This is a genomic window from Heliobacterium mobile (assembly GCF_009720735.1).
In the GTDB taxonomy this organism is placed as follows: domain Bacteria; phylum Bacillota; class Desulfitobacteriia; order Heliobacteriales; family Heliobacteriaceae; genus Heliobacterium; species Heliobacterium mobile.
The window spans coordinates 1-16791 of the sequence record NZ_WNKU01000006.1; the positions used below are offsets into that span (position 1 = coordinate 1).

General features: G+C 51.1%; 17 protein-coding genes. 2 read left to right on the forward strand and 15 right to left on the reverse strand.

Features of this window, described 5'->3' with window-relative positions:
• Positions 1 to 264: 264 nt before the first annotated feature.
• Positions 265 to 1416 carry an aldo/keto reductase gene (locus tag GJ688_RS06920; RefSeq protein WP_155475823.1) on the reverse strand — a complete coding sequence of 384 codons (1152 nt, stop codon included), beginning with the start codon at positions 1414 to 1416 and terminating at the stop codon, positions 265 to 267.
• A 155-nt stretch (positions 1417 to 1571) separates the two neighbouring features.
• Here GJ688_RS06920 and GJ688_RS06925 point away from each other — a divergent pair, with 155 nt between their 5' ends.
• Positions 1572 to 2330 (forward strand): YwaF family protein, encoded by a 759-nt coding sequence (locus GJ688_RS06925; RefSeq protein WP_155475824.1) that lies wholly within the window; start codon positions 1572 to 1574, stop codon positions 2328 to 2330.
• 58 nt (positions 2331 to 2388) lie between these two features.
• Here the strand turns inward: GJ688_RS06925 and GJ688_RS06930 are convergent, their stop codons facing one another.
• The 13 genes from GJ688_RS06930 to GJ688_RS06990 form a co-directional block, all read right to left on the reverse strand.
• Positions 2389 to 3333 (reverse strand): nitronate monooxygenase, encoded by a 945-nt coding sequence (locus tag GJ688_RS06930; RefSeq protein WP_170291759.1) that lies wholly within the window; start codon positions 3331 to 3333, stop codon positions 2389 to 2391.
• 185 nt (positions 3334 to 3518) lie between these two features.
• A complete protein-coding gene (locus GJ688_RS06935; RefSeq protein ID WP_170291760.1) occupies positions 3519 to 5066 on the reverse strand; it encodes a DHA2 family efflux MFS transporter permease subunit in 1548 nt (515 codons plus the stop codon).
• 5 nt (positions 5067 to 5071) lie between these two features.
• Positions 5072 to 5719 carry an HlyD family efflux transporter periplasmic adaptor subunit gene (locus tag GJ688_RS06940; protein WP_170291761.1) on the reverse strand — a complete coding sequence of 216 codons (648 nt, stop codon included), beginning with the start codon at positions 5717 to 5719 and terminating at the stop codon, positions 5072 to 5074.
• A 5-nt stretch (positions 5720 to 5724) separates the two neighbouring features.
• Entirely contained in the window at positions 5725 to 6378 is a 654-nt protein-coding gene (locus GJ688_RS20585) for an HlyD family secretion protein (protein WP_155475827.1), read from the reverse strand.
• Positions 6375 to 7643 carry an efflux RND transporter periplasmic adaptor subunit gene (locus tag GJ688_RS06950; protein WP_170291762.1) on the reverse strand — a complete coding sequence of 423 codons (1269 nt, stop codon included), beginning with the start codon at positions 7641 to 7643 and terminating at the stop codon, positions 6375 to 6377. Before GJ688_RS06950 ends, GJ688_RS20585 begins: the two co-directional genes overlap by 4 nt.
• Positions 7636 to 8241 carry a TetR/AcrR family transcriptional regulator gene (locus GJ688_RS06955; protein WP_155475829.1) on the reverse strand — a complete coding sequence of 202 codons (606 nt, stop codon included), beginning with the start codon at positions 8239 to 8241 and terminating at the stop codon, positions 7636 to 7638. The genes GJ688_RS06950 and GJ688_RS06955 overlap by 8 nt, the downstream gene beginning before the upstream one ends.
• Positions 8242 to 8340: 99 nt before the next feature.
• Complete coding sequence (locus tag GJ688_RS06960; protein WP_170291763.1) at positions 8341 to 9486, reverse strand: DUF362 domain-containing protein; 1146 nt, start codon at positions 9484 to 9486, stop codon at positions 8341 to 8343.
• A 66-nt stretch (positions 9487 to 9552) separates the two neighbouring features.
• Complete coding sequence (locus GJ688_RS06965) at positions 9553 to 10206, reverse strand: TMEM165/GDT1 family protein (protein WP_155475953.1); 654 nt, start codon at positions 10204 to 10206, stop codon at positions 9553 to 9555.
• 235 nt (positions 10207 to 10441) lie between these two features.
• Entirely contained in the window at positions 10442 to 11128 is a 687-nt protein-coding gene (gene trmB, locus GJ688_RS06970) for a tRNA (guanosine(46)-N7)-methyltransferase TrmB (RefSeq protein WP_155475831.1), read from the reverse strand.
• Positions 11129 to 11302: 174 nt separating this feature from the next.
• The gene (locus tag GJ688_RS06975) at positions 11303 to 12199 is read right to left on the reverse strand and encodes an RluA family pseudouridine synthase (RefSeq protein ID WP_170291764.1); all 897 of its coding nucleotides are present in this window, start codon (positions 12197 to 12199) and stop codon (positions 11303 to 11305) included.
• 246 nt (positions 12200 to 12445) lie between these two features.
• On the reverse strand, positions 12446 to 12625 hold the full coding sequence (locus tag GJ688_RS06980; protein WP_207708770.1) for a YjfB family protein: 180 nt from the start codon (positions 12623 to 12625) through the stop codon (positions 12446 to 12448).
• Positions 12626 to 12728: 103 nt separating this feature from the next.
• Positions 12729 to 14399, reverse strand: a complete 1671-nt coding sequence (gene glgP, locus GJ688_RS06985; protein WP_155475833.1) for an alpha-glucan family phosphorylase — start codon at positions 14397 to 14399, stop codon at positions 12729 to 12731.
• A 173-nt stretch (positions 14400 to 14572) separates the two neighbouring features.
• Complete coding sequence (locus GJ688_RS06990; RefSeq protein ID WP_155475834.1) at positions 14573 to 14746, reverse strand: hypothetical protein; 174 nt, start codon at positions 14744 to 14746, stop codon at positions 14573 to 14575.
• A gap of 116 nt (positions 14747 to 14862) precedes the next feature.
• Between GJ688_RS06990 and GJ688_RS06995 the strand changes: the two genes are divergently transcribed.
• Positions 14863 to 16089 (forward strand): HD-GYP domain-containing protein, encoded by a 1227-nt coding sequence (locus GJ688_RS06995; protein WP_155475835.1) that lies wholly within the window; start codon positions 14863 to 14865, stop codon positions 16087 to 16089.
• A gap of 122 nt (positions 16090 to 16211) precedes the next feature.
• Here GJ688_RS06995 and speD read toward each other — a convergent pair whose 3' ends face one another.
• A complete protein-coding gene (speD, locus tag GJ688_RS07000; protein WP_155475836.1) occupies positions 16212 to 16583 on the reverse strand; it encodes an adenosylmethionine decarboxylase in 372 nt (123 codons plus the stop codon).
• Between the last annotated feature and the right edge of the window lie 208 nt (positions 16584 to 16791).

Below are 16791 nucleotides of genomic sequence, written 5' to 3' on the forward strand. Positions count from 1 at the left end.
ACTAAAAACGGGACATGATTGGATGGATTATGCGGTATTTTTTAGTAGCCTTATCCCAATTATTTACACAAATTGCGCAGTTGGTATTATTCAAGTACGGTTTCTGAACGGACTCTAACTAAAAGCTGAATGGGCTGAACCAAAAACATCAATTTGGTTCAGCCCATTTTCATAATCCTCGCAATATCAGATTTATCCGCATGTAGCTCCTAATGGGGCTCTTACTCGAGCTCTTCAATGAAGCTCGCTCGCGATTAAGCCAGCTCAGGCAAAGGTGCGGTCCACCTCTTTCAACATACTCCGAATCGGGATGTTTTGCGGGCACAGTGTTTCGCACTGGCCGCAGTCAGTACAGTTGGAAGCCCGCAGGTGTTTCGGCATGAAGGTATGATAGGCCATCTTAGCACCGGCCACATCATCGTAGATGGAAGCACTGTTTAGCTGGGAGAAGTTGCGGGGAATGTGCACACCGGCAGGACAGGGCATACAATAATTGCAGTTGGTGCAGTTGACCTTAATTTTCGATTCATACATCTTTTTTACAGCGGTGAAGAGCTCAAGCTCTTGTTCGGTCAACGAATTCGGAAAGCCCTTTTCGGCTGCCTTGAGGTTATCGATCACGTGCTGCATTTCCGTCATACCGCTAAGAACGACATCAACTTGGGGATGGTTCCAAAGAAACTGAAAGGCCCATTCGACGGGACTGCGTTTAGTTTCGGCCTGGTCCCAGATCTGTTGAATGTCCGCCGGGATCCGGTTAACCAATTTTCCACCGCGCAGCGGTTCCATGACAACGACACCGAGGCCTTTTTCGGCAGCATACATCAGGCCCTTCCGACCGGCTTGGTAATGGATATCCATGAAATTATATTGGATTTGACAGAAAGACCAGTTGTAAGCATCGACGATTTCCTTAAAAAGCGGATACTCGTCATGGAAAGAGAAGCCCGCATGGCGAATTCTACCGTCGGCCAAGGCTGAATCCAAGAACTCGAGAACGCCTAATTGCTTCAAGTTCGGCCATAGGGCCTGGTTCAAACTATGAATGAGATAAAAGTCGATATGATCTGTTTGCAGCCGGGTGAGTTGCTCATTGAGGTAACGATCCATATCTTCCCTCGTTTTAATAAGCCAACTGGGCAGCTTCGTGGCCAAATGAACTTTTTCTCTGTAGCCATTTTTGAGGGCTTTTCCGAGGAAGATCTCACTCATTCCTGCCTGAAAGGGGATTTCCGAATGGTAGGGATAGGCTGTATCTACATAATTGACCCCATGATCTATGGCGTAGTGGAGAATTTCCGCAGCCTTCTCTTCATCAATTTGGTGAGGCTTCCCATTCAGTACAGGCAGTCGCATACAACCAAAGCCAAGGATGGAGACGTTCACTCCCGTATTTCCCAAAGCTCGATACAACATCAGCGTTCCTCCTTCATTTGTTTCTATGGTACCACGTTGCTATGGAAAAACCTTCATTAAGGTGGCATAATTTAAACGCGACTTACTCACTGAAGACATGATCGACCGTACATAACTCGGAATCTCATCAATGATTCGGAAGGTTGGATAACGAGATGGATTCTGTACTTACGTTTACTACCCCTGATAGCCCTTTCATCCTCTTTTCCCCGTCCCACATCACTGTCTTGGTTCTGCTTTTCTTGACAAGCCTAGCCTTATACATCCTACGCAAGGATCTCAACGAAAAGAGTAAACAGACGATTCGCTATACCTTAGCTTTCATTTTGTTCTTTCAAGAACTGTTCATTCAAGGTTGGAATATCGCTAGCGGAACATGGTCTGCTGATTCCAGCCTGCCCCTACACCTGTGCAATGTAACGGCTCTTTTGTGCGGGATCATGCTGCTCAATCGCAGCTATGCCCTCTATGAAGTGGCCTTTTTTTGGGGAATGGTCGCCGCTGTGCAAGCCCTATTGACACCTGACTTAGGGATGTTCGCCTTCCCCCACGTTATTTTTTACCGATTTTTTATCACTCATGGCGCGATTGTTCTTGCCTGCCTGTACATGACCTTCGTAGAAGGATACCGCCCCCAGTTGGTATCCATCGGAAAAACGGTACTTTTCTCTAACGTTTACATGGTCGCCATAGCCGTCGTCAACCATTTTACCGGTGGCAACTACATGTACATTTGTGCCAAACCCTCGGGCGCCTCCCTGATGGATTACATGGGACCCTGGCCTTGGTACATTCTCTTTCTGGAGGCCGTAGGGATCCTCTTAATGCTGCTCTGTTACGTCCCCTTCGTCATCGCTGATCTTGTAGATCGGCGAAAAAAGTGGTCACAGCCCATTCGGTCGATCAAGCTATAACTCAAAGCTAAGGGAAAAGGAGCCCCGCTGTTCGGGGCTCCTTTTTATGTCGGGTCGGTTACGAATGGAGCAACTGGGATGCCCCGGTAAGCGTTTTGCTTACCTCCGCCATCAATCCTTCGACGATCTCTTTGACGGGTTTAACCTCTTGCAACGGGTGAAGGCTCTGCCCCACCTGAACCAAACCGTTTTCAATATCTCCTTCGATGGCGGCCAAGCGGTTCGTGCCAATGGCAATCTTATCCAGTTCTTCCTGAGGAACGCCTTTGCGCTCCAGTTCCAGATATTTTTCGGTCATGGCGTTCTTCAGGCCCCGGACGCCATGGCCTCGGGAATAGCCCGTAACGATCGAATCGGTATCAACGGCCTGGATGATTCGCGCTTTCGCGTTAGGATGAAGGGAACATTCCTCAGCCAACAGGAATCGGGAACCCATCTGTACACCAGAAGCGCCCATCAGCAGCGCTGCAGCAATCCCGCGGCCATCACCGATACCACCGGCGGCGATGACGGGGATTTGAATTTCGGGAATCACGTTCGTCAGCAGCGCCATGGTCGTCAGTGTACCGATATGACCGCCGGCCTCCATGCCTTCAATCACCAACGCATCAGCCCCGGCCGCTTCAACTCGTTTCGCTAGCTTCACACTGGGAACGACAGGGATCGCTTTAATGCCTGCCTCCTTCAACTTGGCAAAAAAGGGCACCGGGTTGCCCGCTCCCAGAGTCACAAAGGCGACCTTTTCTTCACAGACCACTTCGACGATCTCATCCTTGTTCGGTGCCATCAGCATGATATTTACACCAAAAGGCTTGTCCGTCAATGACTTGGCTTTACGGATCTCTTCCCGAACCCACTCGGTCGGGCGTCCTCCTGTGGCGATGATACCGGCCCCTCCGGCATTGGAAACGGCCGAAGTTAAGTTAGCTTCCGACACCCAGGCCATACCGCCTTGGATGATCGGATACTGAATTCCCAGAAGTTCTGTCAGTTTAGTTTTCACAGACCTTTCCCCTTTCTTCTGTCAAGCCCCATTATCTTGTCCGTTTACCAAAGTAGTTGTGTATGTCCTAACTTATATTAACAAAAGTAACGATGTAACTAAAGAGATCACCCAATTCCGGTTAGTAAAAAAAGGCGCTGGTTCGCTCTGTGCGAAACCCAGCGCCTTTTTCTCTTGATTTAAATTTACTCGGTAATCGCCGGCGGGCCGCCTTTGCTGCCGGTTTTCTTCAGCAAAAATGCCAGCGGGAGCACGAGAACGACCGAGAGGGAAAAAGCCATAAACACATCTGCCGTAGCCCATGTGTTGGTGTGCAATTGAAGTTGGTTATACATCAAGGTCAACATGGTCGGCTGGGCTGCTGACGTGTCCCCTGTTGCCGCGAGAATACCCGTCGCCGACTGCTGCATGACTTGCCAACTCGGAGAAAAGAGGTCGAGTCCTTCGACCATGCGGTGTAGGTGAAAGACCTGCCGGTTTTCTAAAAGCGATGTAGTCATGGCAATGCCGAAGGACCCAGCTACCGCCCGGACCAAGTTGTTTAAGGTCGATGCGGCACCTGACTTCATCAGGGGAACAGCACCGATGGCGGCCGTATTTACTGGCATAAAGGTCAAGCCGAGTCCCATCCCCCGAAGAATCAACCATACGTTAAACACCGATTGGGGCGTATCGACGGTGATCATATGCATCAAGTACGTCGAGATCCCGATCAAGGGAATCCCCACCAATGCCATGGGACGGGCCCCGATTTTATCGTAGAGTTTCCCGGCAATGGGCATCATCAAACCCATCGCTACAGCCTGGGGCATAAGAATGACCCCTGTCTGCATCGCCGAATATCCCCGGATGTTTTGCAGGTAGATGGGCCAGAGCAAAATACCGCCCATGAGAAGAATGGTCAAACAACTGGAGATGACCACGCCGTATGTAAACTGGGCCACTTTGAACAGACGTAGATCCAGCATGGGCTGCGGGTGATTGAGTTCCACCACGATCAACAACGCCAGCAAAGCCGTGGCCGTTACAAACAGCATAACGATGGAATAACTCGTCCATCCCCAGTCCTGCCCTTTATCTAAGGCGAGCAAATAGAGAAAAGCGCTGCTTGAGGACAGTAAGAGTCCCCAAAAATCAAAGTGGGAAGAAGGGTTTTTCTGCGTTTCTGGAAGAAGGGTCTGGCACAGGACAAATCCCAACACTCCCAGGGGGACGTTGATCATGAAGAGCCAGCGCCAGCTATAGTCTTCCACGATGAAACCGCCCAGCGTGGGACCAATGGAAGGAGCCACCGCGATGGATAATCCGAAGAGTCCCATCGCCATGCCCATTTTTTCTTTGGGGATAAAGCGGAACATCAGCGCCATACTGGCCGGTTGAATCAGTCCGCCGCCCAACGCTTGAATTACCCGAAAGACGATCAAGCTTTCATTGTTCCAAGCGAGACCGCAAAGCAGGGAGCCAAGCGTAAAGGAGGCTAGGCAATAGGCATAGAGCGTTCGATAGCCAAAGTTATCGCCTAGGTAGGACATGATCGGGATGACTGCACCCGATACCAGCATGTATGCCGTTAAAATCCACTGAATTTCCTTTGTATCCACGCTAAACAAGACCATCAGTTTGGGTAGCGCCACGTTTAGAATGGATGTATCTAGGACCGCCATGAAGGTGCCGATGACCACAACCATCGTAACCACCAGCACACCGGGGTGTCCGTTTTCACGAGAAGCCATGGCCATCACTCCTTCACCTTAATTTTTACAGCGGCACTCGTACCCGGAATCAAGGGGGCATCGGGCACCTGAATCTTTACGGTCACTAATTGGTCTTCTTTCGGTTGTTGACGGGCCGGCGTCAATGAGATAATCGGCCAAGTGATCAGCTCCGTATTTCGTTTAAGGTCGGAAATCATCCCGGAATAGGTTTTTCCATCGGCTCCATCCAATTGAACGTCAACGGTCTGACCTACTTTAATTCGGTTCGATTCCTCTTCCTTAAACCGCGCTTCTACATAGGCCGCCTTCAAATCAGCTACAGCGGCCAGTGGTTGCCCAGCCGTCATGGCTTCACCATCCCGCGCGTCGAGCCGAAGGATTTGACCGCTTATCGGGGCAGCGACAGGTACTCGGTTTATGGGCTGGCTCGGCGCTGGACTTCCTTCCATAATGGCCACAACTTCGTCCTTAGCCAATGTATCCTTTTCCTGAACCTTTAAATCCGTGATTCGTCCGCCGATGGGCGCCCGGATCACCGTCAAGTCGACTCCGACTTTCGCGTCGTCTGTCTGCACATAAAAGGTATGTTGATAACCGTAATAGGCCGAAATCAGTCCCACCGCCAAGAGATAACTGCCGATGATGAGGATAATGAGCTTTTTAGCCTGCACCTCTATCATCCCCCCGTGGAAATCTTGGCGATGACGTTCATCCCGGGAAGTATACGCAGCCCCTTATCGTCAAGAATTTTTATTTTGACGGGGATCCGTTGAGTCACTTTGATGTAGTTCCCTGAAACGTTGCTGCTCGGCAGAAGCGAAAAGACACTATCGGCCGCAAAACCTACCTCTTCCACGACCCCTTTGAGTTCCTGACCGGGAAAGGCATCGACTGTAAGGGTGACCGGCTCTCCCACCGCCAACCGGTTTATTTTCGTCTCTTCAATCCGGGCGGAGACGTATAAGTTTTGGAAATCAGCCAGCAAAAAGAGGCGCTGGCCCGGCGAGACCAACTCCCCATCGTTGACCGACTTTTTCATCACCAGACCCGTTCCGGGAGCCCGGACTAAGGCGGAGTCGCGGTTTTGAAGCGTAGTGTTTTTCTCTTCCAACCGGACCATCGTCTCGCCGGCCTGGACCATGTCGCCTTCTTTGACCCGAATTTCCGTGACCCGACCGGCGATCTCCGGTCCGACTTTCAGCATATCCGCATCGACCCGGGCATCATCGGTCGTAACGTAACGGATGGAATCAACATAGCTGTAACCGGCATATCCGATGGCAGATAAAACTAGAGCGGCTCCGACGACGGTGGCAATTTTTTTCTTCACTTCGCCGCTCCCCTTTCTGCGATCACCTGGATCTTGTCGCCGTCTTTCAATTCGTTTTGTCCCACTGTGATAATCTTGTCACCGGCGTTGAGTCCGCCAAGGATTTCGATGTTACTGCCGTCGGACCGGCCTAGCGTCACGGAACGGCTGCTTACGGTAGACCCATCGGTGACCAAAATGACGCGATCACTGCCCCGCTTCACAAGAGCGTCTTTGGGGACAACGATCCGTTGACTCGTCCCTGCTTCGGGAAGGGTCACCTCAGCATACATACCCGATTTCCACAGGCCCGATTGAGGCAGGCTCAATTTAACGGGATACTCTTTGCTGGCGCTGTTGGCGATAGGGCTGATCGCGACCACATTGGCCTCAACGGTTTCTGACGAAACTTGCTCGATGCGCACCTTCATCGTTTGGCCCACTTGGATCTGCTTAATATATTCTTCGGGAACACTCGCTTCCACGACGGGATCGCTGCTGACGATCGTCAGCAGGACGTTCGGTGCCGGCGCTGTAGAAGCCATTTCGCCTTCATGGACTGGTTTGGAAGCGATTCTTCCGCTGACAGGCGCCGGGATCACTGTCGCTTCTAAGTTCAACCGGGCCATATCGACGAGGGCACTCATCTGCTGCACCGTCGCCCGCAAGTTTTCCAGTGTTTCGGCAGTGGCGCCTTCGTTCATCAGGCTCTGCTGCTGGATGAGTTGGTCATAGGTGCTTTGGGCTTGCGTATACGCCAATTGGGCTGAGTCAAGTTGCGTTTTCGGCGTTGCGCCAGCATCAAACAGGGATTGGGTCCGCTCCAAGGTTTTCTTGGCATTATCTAAGGCAGCCGTAGCCGCTTCGATCCGTTCTTGCAACTGCTGCCGGTCTTGAGGCCGCGCACCTTTTTCCGTGTCCGCCAGCCGGGCTTGGGCACCTTTTAAGTTGGCTTCCGCCTGGGCCAGGGAAGCCCGAAAATCACGGTCATCGAGATAGATCAGCGGTTGGCCCGCTTGGACTTCCTGTCCCACATCACAGGCAACCTTGACGATCCGAGCGTTGAGTTTACTCATGATGGCCGATTCGGTATCCCCCATGACACGACCAGCTACCACACGGGCTTTATTGAGTCCTTGGTCGCCCACGGTCTCCACGACCACTTTATGTACATCCGAGGAAGGGGCCGTGCCACCGCTGCAGCCGGTTAACGCTATCGTGGTGGTGAGGATGCATCCCACCGTAATAGCCTTGATGCGATTTGGTTTGAATTGTTGCTCAGGCATGAATGTCCTCCTGTCTCCAGCCATTTAAAATTAGCCTTATACTTTGGTGAATGAACTCATCGTCAATTTGGGGCAGATGTTGCATGTGCAGCCGCTCCTTGTGCAAAAAGGAATTAAAAAAGTGACCGAAAAACATTTGCACGGCAATTCCTGTGTGAATCGGCGCCAGTTGGCCCGCAGCGATCTTTCCGTCCAAATAAGATTTCATGAGTTCTGAGTTCCTTCGACTCACGTCCGAAAATAGACTCCCAATCTCCGTGTTATGTAAGCTTTCAGCGGCGAGAATGGAAAATAGGTTCATCCGTTCCCGTAATACGCTGACAAATCTCAGCGCTACTTGGAACAGACCTTCTTCAATAGGAAGATCTTCAATTTCATCAACGAGCTTTTCGAGAACGGCTGCAAAGGTGCGTTCTTGCAGGGCTTCGCGAAACAGTTCTTCTTTGTTCTCAAAATAATGATAGATCGAACCGACGGTGACACCGCATTTTTCGGCGATCCGTTTGATCGTTGCGCCTTCATATCCCCGCTGGCAGGCGATCTCCATGGCTGCCGCTTTAAACATATCCCGTCGATCTGAGTTCGGACGGTCTGACAAAACCCTTTACCCCTTCCTAAATGAACGTTCATTCAACAGACTTCATTTTTCCACGAATATAAGGGCCTGTCAATAATAAAAAATCCACTGATAATTCAATCAGTGGAAGGAACCAAAGAGAAGTCGCCCAATTCCGGACCGGCGTACCTCAACAGCCCGCTCTGGGCACATCTCCTGGCAACAAAGGCAGCCGATGCACTTTTCCTTATCCAGTCGAGGAATACCTTCCATCGTCAACGCGTCAGCGGGACAACTCTGTAAACAGATGCGGCAACGGACACATTTCTGTGGAAGAAAAGCAGGCAGCGGCCGCAAGGACCGGGAGATGGGTCGGGCCAGAAAAGCCGGCAGATAGTTTTCGACGAAATTCACCCGGCGATGAGCGGCAGGTCGGAAGGGGACCGGCCTGATTTCTTTTCCGTCGTCCACCAGTCGAAAGGGTCCGATTAACCCACGGGCCTGAGCGACGCGGTCCATCTCGATATCGTCGATCCGAATGAGCGATAACACATAGTTGTCTAAAGTGAAGGGACAGCGAGAAGCTAACAGATAGCCAAAGGGTTTCGGTTCCCCAGCCGTTGGCCCGTCTCCTTCCATGCCGATGACCCCATCCATGATCGTCAGTACCGGCCGAAGAGCGAGATTGAGTTCAACCAGCAGTTGTCCAAAAGGTTTTCTCTCCTGCACCCGAAAATGGTATTCAGCCTTTCGCATCCCCGGAATCGCACCGTAGAGGTTTTTGACAGCCCCGGTATAGCCTGTTTGGGCGTGGGTCTTGACCTTCGGCAGGTTGATGATCGCGTCGGCTTCGTGGATCACCTTTAGCAGCGCCACTTTCCGGATCGGGCTCTGATCGGTCAGCGCGATTTCTACTTCCGTCGTATCATGGCAAAGCTCAATGCCCAGCCGCTCAGCCACGGAAGTCATGCCTGTCTTTTTATAGACCATCCGTAGTCCCGTCGCATTGGCCGAGGGGCCGCCAGGACTGTCGACGATAAAGGGAACGGCTCCTATGTCCATGACGGCCTTAGCCACTGATTCGACGATTGCCGGATGGGTCGTAACGGCCGCCGCCGGATCTTTTCCCATGACGAGATTCGGCTTTAATGCCACCCGCATGCCCGGACGAATGCAGCTTTCCAAGCCGCCTGCCCGTTCTAAGATTCGATTTACAGCCGCGTCCACTTTTACTTGACTATAGTCATCACAAGCGGTTATGGCCACTTCTTTGATCTTTTTAGCCAATTCCGTCACCTCATATCCATCTACTAGTATCATACCAGATGGTTTGATTTAGACGGGATTGATTTCTCAGGGGGATTTCGTTTTTGTCTCACGTGTCAGGAAATAGAGGGCAGCGGCCGTAATCACGGAGACGCCTGCCAGTAAACCATACAACATCGTCTGGTCATGGACGGAAGCGATGATACCGGCATAGCCAAAGAGGATGAATATCCCTGCCGAGATGTATTTGACGATCCGCTCCGGGATTTTTTTCCCTAAGACGACACCGACAAAGATGCCAATGATATTGGAAATCATCATCCCTGTCGTCGTCCCCATCCACACGGGAATCAGGTTATGATACTTGGCAGCCAGAGCGATGCTGGCTAACTGGGTCTTGTCGCCCATCTCGGCCATAAAAAAGGCGATGGTCACGGTCATAAAGGGACCGAAGTACTGTTTCTTATCTTCCCCTTCCAACTCATCGCCCCGGACGGTCCAAAGACCGAAAAAGATGAACGATATGGCCGCCACCAGTTGTATCGTCTCCATGGGAATAAAGGCGGTGAGATAATCGCCCAGCGCGACCGCCAACAAGTGATTGAGCAACGTCGCCACCAGCACCCCGGCTAGAACAGTCATCGCCTTATAGCGGGTGGCGAAAGCCATCCCCAGCAGTTGGGTCTTATCGCCCATCTCCGCCAAGACGACTAGGATCGCCGATGACCAAAAAGCTTCCATTACAATTCCTCCTTTGCCGTATTTCGTCGCCAATTCAAAGGGATTTTCCGGTACATCGGCAGGAAGAAAAATAAAAAGACCTTGGACACGCCAAAAAACGTGTCCAAGGTCTCGTTTAGCTAGATCTCCAGCCGGTAAAGCCAGGCGCAATGCCAGTTTGTTGACCTTACCCGAAAAACTACTCCCCTTGAGCAAGTATATCGTACTGATTTTCGGAAGGCTTGTCAACCTGTTCTCAGGGAAGCACCGCAATACATCGATGGATGGGCTGGCCTTTCTGGGAAAAGCGATTTTCATACTCGGTCATCACCCGGGCAGATAGATCGTAGGAAGACAAGTTCGGGTCCTTATGCAGATCAAAAGTGACCGCTTCGAGGGAAAAACCGTTCTCCTTAAATTCCTCCAGGGAGAAGTCAAAGAGATCCCGGTTATCGGTTTTAAAGTGAATCTTGCCGCCTGGTTTCAAGTACTGACGATAGCGGTCTAAAAATCTCCGGTGGGTCAAGCGCCGCTTGGCGTGGCGATCTTTCGGCCAGGGATCGGAGAAATTGAGATAGATCGCATCCACTTCTCCATGGGCGAAGATATCTGTCGTCGTTTCGATATCGATCCAGAGAAAGGCCAAGTTAGGCGCCTGCCACTTTTCCGCCCTTTCGATCGCAGTTAGCAGAACTTCTTCCCGCAGTTCCGCTCCAATCCAAAAATGCTGTGGCTGTTCCTGGGCCATCTGATTGATGAAGCGGCCGCGGCCCACACCGAGTTCAAGGTGGATTTCTTTTCGCTCCACCGGAGTTGGGGTGGTTTCCAGCCGACCGGCGATATACTCCTGCCAGCGCCCTTGCCACTGCTGGGGTTCTTCTACCAACCAAGGCGCATATTGGCGGATTCTCTCTCTCGTGCCTGGAATTCGTCGTAAACGCATGTGAAACCTCATTTTCTCATTGTCACGGTAAGTCACCATTCGATGACATAAGTCATAATGCATTGTGGTAATCCGGGTGAAATGACTACGCTCGCTACGGGATCCCTTCGTTATTCCACCCTAGATTTCTAAATCCAATGAAATAGGGCCGGTAGACAGATCAACTGTTTGGTTCTATGGTTCCAGTAATCGCCGCATATCCTCAGGCAACTCTGCCGTCACCTTGACGATCTCGCCGGTGCGAGGCTGCTGAAAACTGACCCAGGCCGAATGCAGGGCTTGCCGTTCAATGAGCGGAGAGTGACCGCCATACATGCGATCGCCGACGAGCGGGATACCCAAATGGCTGAAATGGACCCGGATCTGATGGGTCCGCCCTGTCTCCAACTGCACTTCTACTAGGCAAAGGCGATTCGGCAGTGTTTGCCGGACCCGGTAGTGGGTGACCGCCTCTTCTCCATCGTCGCAAACCATCCGACGCATGGGGTGGTCTGGGTCACGACCGATCGGAGCCCGGATGCTCCCCACCGCCTCCGCCGGCTCATCGATTAAAATAGCCTGGTATCCACGTTGCAGCGAATCTTTTCTCAGTTGCCGATCCAAGGCCTGATGGGCAAAGGCGCTCTTTGCAAATACGACGACCCCAGTCGTATCCTTATCTAACCGATGCAAAGGTCGAACCCGGGCTTTTAGTCCCTGTTGTTCGAAATAATGGGCAACACCATGGGCCAGTGTAGGCCGGAAACGAGCCTTCTGTTCTGGTGGATGGACCTCGATGCCGGGCGGCTTGTCTAAAACAAGCAAATCATCATCCTCGTAAAGGATGACGAGATCCATCTCCACAGGAGCCAAGTTGCTCTCTTCCTCCTGATGGACACAGACCCGCAACAGATCTCCCGTCTTAACCCGCCGATCGAGGTGAGCTTTTTTTCCGTTCAAGGTAAATCCGTTGGATCGAGTGAGCACCTGCACGCGCCGCCGGGAAAAACCCAAAGTATGTTTTATGATGCTCTCAATCCGCCGCCCGTCCTCTTCCTCTGTCACTCGATGGGTTAGCCATTCCTTCGACACATCTTCGATCCTTTCCTATGTGATACCTTCTGTCCCTTGTTAGTATCCTCCGACTATATCGCGCATTATTTTATCATAAAGTCAAATGGCGTGACAAAAGAAATGGTGTAGAAAAAGCCCGGCCACATCGTCGCCCAGGCATTCGTTGCTTACCGGGTAACATTGACAAAGGCAATGCCAAAAAAAGTAAAGCTCTTCCCTTTGACGGAAAGAGCTTGAATATACCTGCTGCCAGACCGGTTTAGTTTAGACTCGGATATCCACCTTTTGCCCGAGATGGGGATTCACAGACTGCTCCATCATTTGGACCATAGCTCCACCCTGAACCTCGAAAGAATTCATCGCCTTTTTCAAGACCAATAAGTTGATCATATCCCCGTTTGATGCTGCGTTTACCAACCCGGCGGGAACTTGGGAAACATTCATATCTACCCACCTCCATCCCTGTTGTCACCAACAGTGTAACACCCGCTCTACGCGAATGACATAGGATGAAAGTCCGATAAATGGTCTATATTTAGCGATTCGCTCATACCGTCTGCGCGACAGCCTGGCGCTTGTTATTTGTGACCGGAGTGTACATCAAATCATAATACTCGCGGCACATGCGGTGCGACGAGAACTGCCAACGGGACATGTCGATGCTCAGCATCATCATCTCCACCCAGTGCTTACGGTTGTTATAGTACATAGGAACCACTTCCTGGAGCAGCACTTGGTAGAGGGAGTTCATATCCCATTCATCCTGCTCCACGGGAGAGAGGTTTTCTCCGGGGTGGAAATCAAGGAGCCAGCCGTTGATCCCATCTTGGACGCCTTCGCCGACCCAGCCGTCTTCGATGCTCAGATTGAGAACGCCGTTCATAGCTGCTTTCATGCCTGACGTACCGGACGCCTCTTGAGGACGGCGAGGGTTGTTCAACCAGATGTCACAGCCCCGAACGAGCAGTTTAGCGATGTCCATGTTGTAATTATCGATAAAGACAACGCTGTTGGGATACCTTTTCTGGAAGCTGACGAGGCGGGCGATGATCTCTTTGCCCATCGTATCAGCCGGGTGGGCTTTTGCCGAGAAGACGATCTGGATTTTACCCGTCGCCAGGTACGGGTCGATCACATCGGGATTGCGGAAGATCAAGTCGCCCCGCTTATAAGAGGCGGCCCGGCGGGCAAAACCGATGAGCAAGGCATCCTCACGGAGATTCCCCAAGCCTTTATCACGAATATGTTCAATCAGCCGCCGCTTGTTATCCATGTGGATAGAGAACAGATCGCCTCTTTTTTCAAAAGCTTCCTTGATCCGCGGATCTTGCCACGTCCCCGGGTGAACGCCGTTGGTGATCGAGAAGATCAGTGGAATCGCCTCTAAATGCCCCCACATGCGATGGACAGTCCGACCGTGAAGCTTGGAGACACCGTTGGCCATGTAGGATAGACGTAGACCGGCCACCGTCATGCTGAAGGGATCTCCCCCGAGGAATCTCATCTGATCGTAATTCAGCCCGTTATAGGCACCCATTTGAAACAAGATATCGTGGTCATGAACCTCGTTCCCGGCGGCTACAGGAGTGTGCGTGGTAAAAACGATTTCCTCACGCGTGTCATGCCAAGCTCGTTCAAAGGATAATCCTCGATCCATTTTTTCTCGAATCAGTTCCATTCCCGCAAATACGGCATGACCTTCATTAAAGTGGAACACATCCACATTAAAGCCTAAAGCGCGTAATGCCCGCACACCGCCGATACCGAGAATGATCTCTGCGGCGATTCGTTCTGTCCTGCCTCCGCCGTACAGACGCTGCGTCATCCAGGCATGAGGGCTGCCAGGATAACCGGCGTCAAGGAGATATAACGGCACGTTTCCGTAAGTGTCACAAAGCCAGACTTTACAAGTCACATCTTGCTCTTGAATCCGTACCCGTACAGTAACTCCCGTGTCTTTTAGATCACTAAAATCGTAATCGTCATAGATGTCATAGGCTTGACCGTTCTCGTCGATGTGTTGCTGTGTATATCCTTGACGCCATAGGATACCAATGGCCACTAGCGGACGCCCCAATTCCCGAGCAGCCTTGATGAAATCACCAGCTAGTATGCCCAAACCGCCTGAGTAAATCGGTAAGGTGGCGTCCAATCCGTACTCCATACAAAAATACGCTACATGAGGTAATTCAATACCTGTGGGACGGTACTCGCTCATACATCCACCTCTTCTTGAGGAATTCCTTGATCTGATCTTATCATAACTTAACTGGTCTCCGGTGGCTACATATTTCTGGATGGTATTTTCAATCTCTTAATATTCCTGAGTGAAAAAGAAAATGTCGACACAACAGATGTCGACATTAAATTTATATGCGATTTTGCGTTGCCTTAGGCCACCTCTTCGATGGGACGAACTCCGGTTTGGTCGCAGTAGGGGCAAGTTTCGGTCCGGTTCATCTCGGCCAATATATCTTCGCCCAGCACAACATGGGGGTGGGCGGCTATCACTTTATTCCGCACAGTACCGCATTCGGTGCATTCTACAGTCACGCGTGTAATCACTTTATCACCTCCTTTCAAAAAACCAGTGGTAAAAGAACAAGTCACAAGCTTAAATATATGGTAAGATGCTTATAGCATGAATTGATCTTTGATTTGAACCGTTCTGGAGGGAAGGCATGCAAAACATCATCTCCGTAGATCTTGCTCGGTTGTTGGCGGCTTTATCGATGGCACTTGATTTCACCGCCCATGGACTCAGCCAGCATCATCGACGGGTTGCTTATATCTCCGTTATCATGGGAAAAGCGATGGGCCTGGACAGTCAAACCTTGCGCACCCTTTTCTGTGCCGCCAGCGTTCATGATATCGGTGCCATCACTTTTGCGGAAAAGTCGCACTTGGTACGCTTTGAAATTCAATCGCCTCAGCTGCATTGTGAAAAAGGCTTTGAAATGCTGCGCCAAGCGCCGCACTTCCGTGACATCGCAACCATCATACGCCATCACCATGATAAGTGGAGCGAGAGAAACCCGCAAGACTTTCCGGGCGATGAGTCACTGCTGCTTTTAGGCGATTTGATCCATCTGGCTGATCGAATCGAAGTGATGCTGACGCAAAACTACCTTTTAGCCCAGCGCCAATCGGTCCTAAAGCGGATCGATGAGCTCTTTGGTTCGGTCTTTCGGCCAGAACTGCAAGAGATTCTCCACGAGGCAGCCCTGAAAGAGAGCTTTTGGCTCGATATGGAGAGCGTTTTCATTCAGGACCAAACCCTAAAAGCGATCGGCACCATAGACCATATGATGGAATTGCCCTATGCCGATTTGAAAGGGTTAGCCTCCATCTTCGCCCGCATCATCGACAGTAAAAGCCGCTTCACCTTGCGTCACTCCCGGTTGGTTTCCGCATCAGCCACCCACTTGAGCCGATTGGCAGGATTTTGCGGCGCTGAACAAGCTCGCATGGAAGTAGCCGGTTTGCTTCATGACCTGGGTAAGCTGAGCATCCCTGAAGATATCCTGGAAAAACCGGGCGCTTTGACGAACGAAGAGTACTTAGTCATCAAAAAACATACCTATTATACATACCGCATCTTAGATCATATTCCCGGATTTTCGGAAATCGCCAAATGGGGCGCCTATCATCATGAACGAATCGACGGACGGGGCTATCCTTTTCACATACCCGGAGATGAGTTGAGCCTGGGCAGCCGCATTGTAGCAGTTGCGGATATTTTTTCTGCTCTCGTCGAAGATCGCCCCTACCGGGCCGGACTGGGACAGGGTAAAGTCGAATCGATTTTACGAAAAATGACCCAGGAGCAAGCGATCGACGGAGAACTGGTTCATCTGCTTCTTCGTCGCTATGACGAATTCGAAGAGATCAAAAACGGGCTTCCCTGATCCCAGTAATTCTTGCCGGCGGTCATGCGCCTTCGGACAACCTGCCGCCTAGCCATTTACAAAGGAACATGCGAAAAGCCTGGTCTAATACCAGGCTTTTCTAATCGCGACCATCGCCATCATTACTTGATGATTTCGATGGGTCCTTCACCACGCTTCAGCATTTTCACTGAGGTCTCACGCGGTTTTAACACTTTAATCATGTGTTCAATTGCTACCTGCGGATCTACTGTGTCACCACAAGTGTAGCAGTCCAGGGCAGCAAACCCTTTTTCCGGATAGGTGTGAATCGAGATGTGGCTTTCGGACAACAGGACAAGCACAGTGGCACCTTGCGGATCAAACTGTTTCTTTTGGGACGAGAGCACCGTGGCACCGGCGGTTTCCGCCGCCTTAATCATTTCTTGTTCCAGGAAAGCGGCGTTATTCAGTTTTTCGAAATCAACGCCCCAAGTGTCAATCGCTACATGTCGCCCGAAAGTGGAGTAATCCATCATTTCGGCCCCCTTCCCAGCAAATTTGATGCCGGGACCTACGTGATCCATCCGGGGGTGGGTCTGACCCGCCCTAACAGGACGTCGGTCTGTCACTGCAATCTAAACCCGATTTGGATGAACCCTGGTTCCCACAATGAATATATTTTTAGCACAGTTGAATATAAAGATCAATGGTTTTTTTAGGTTTTTTATAGAAAAGAAATTT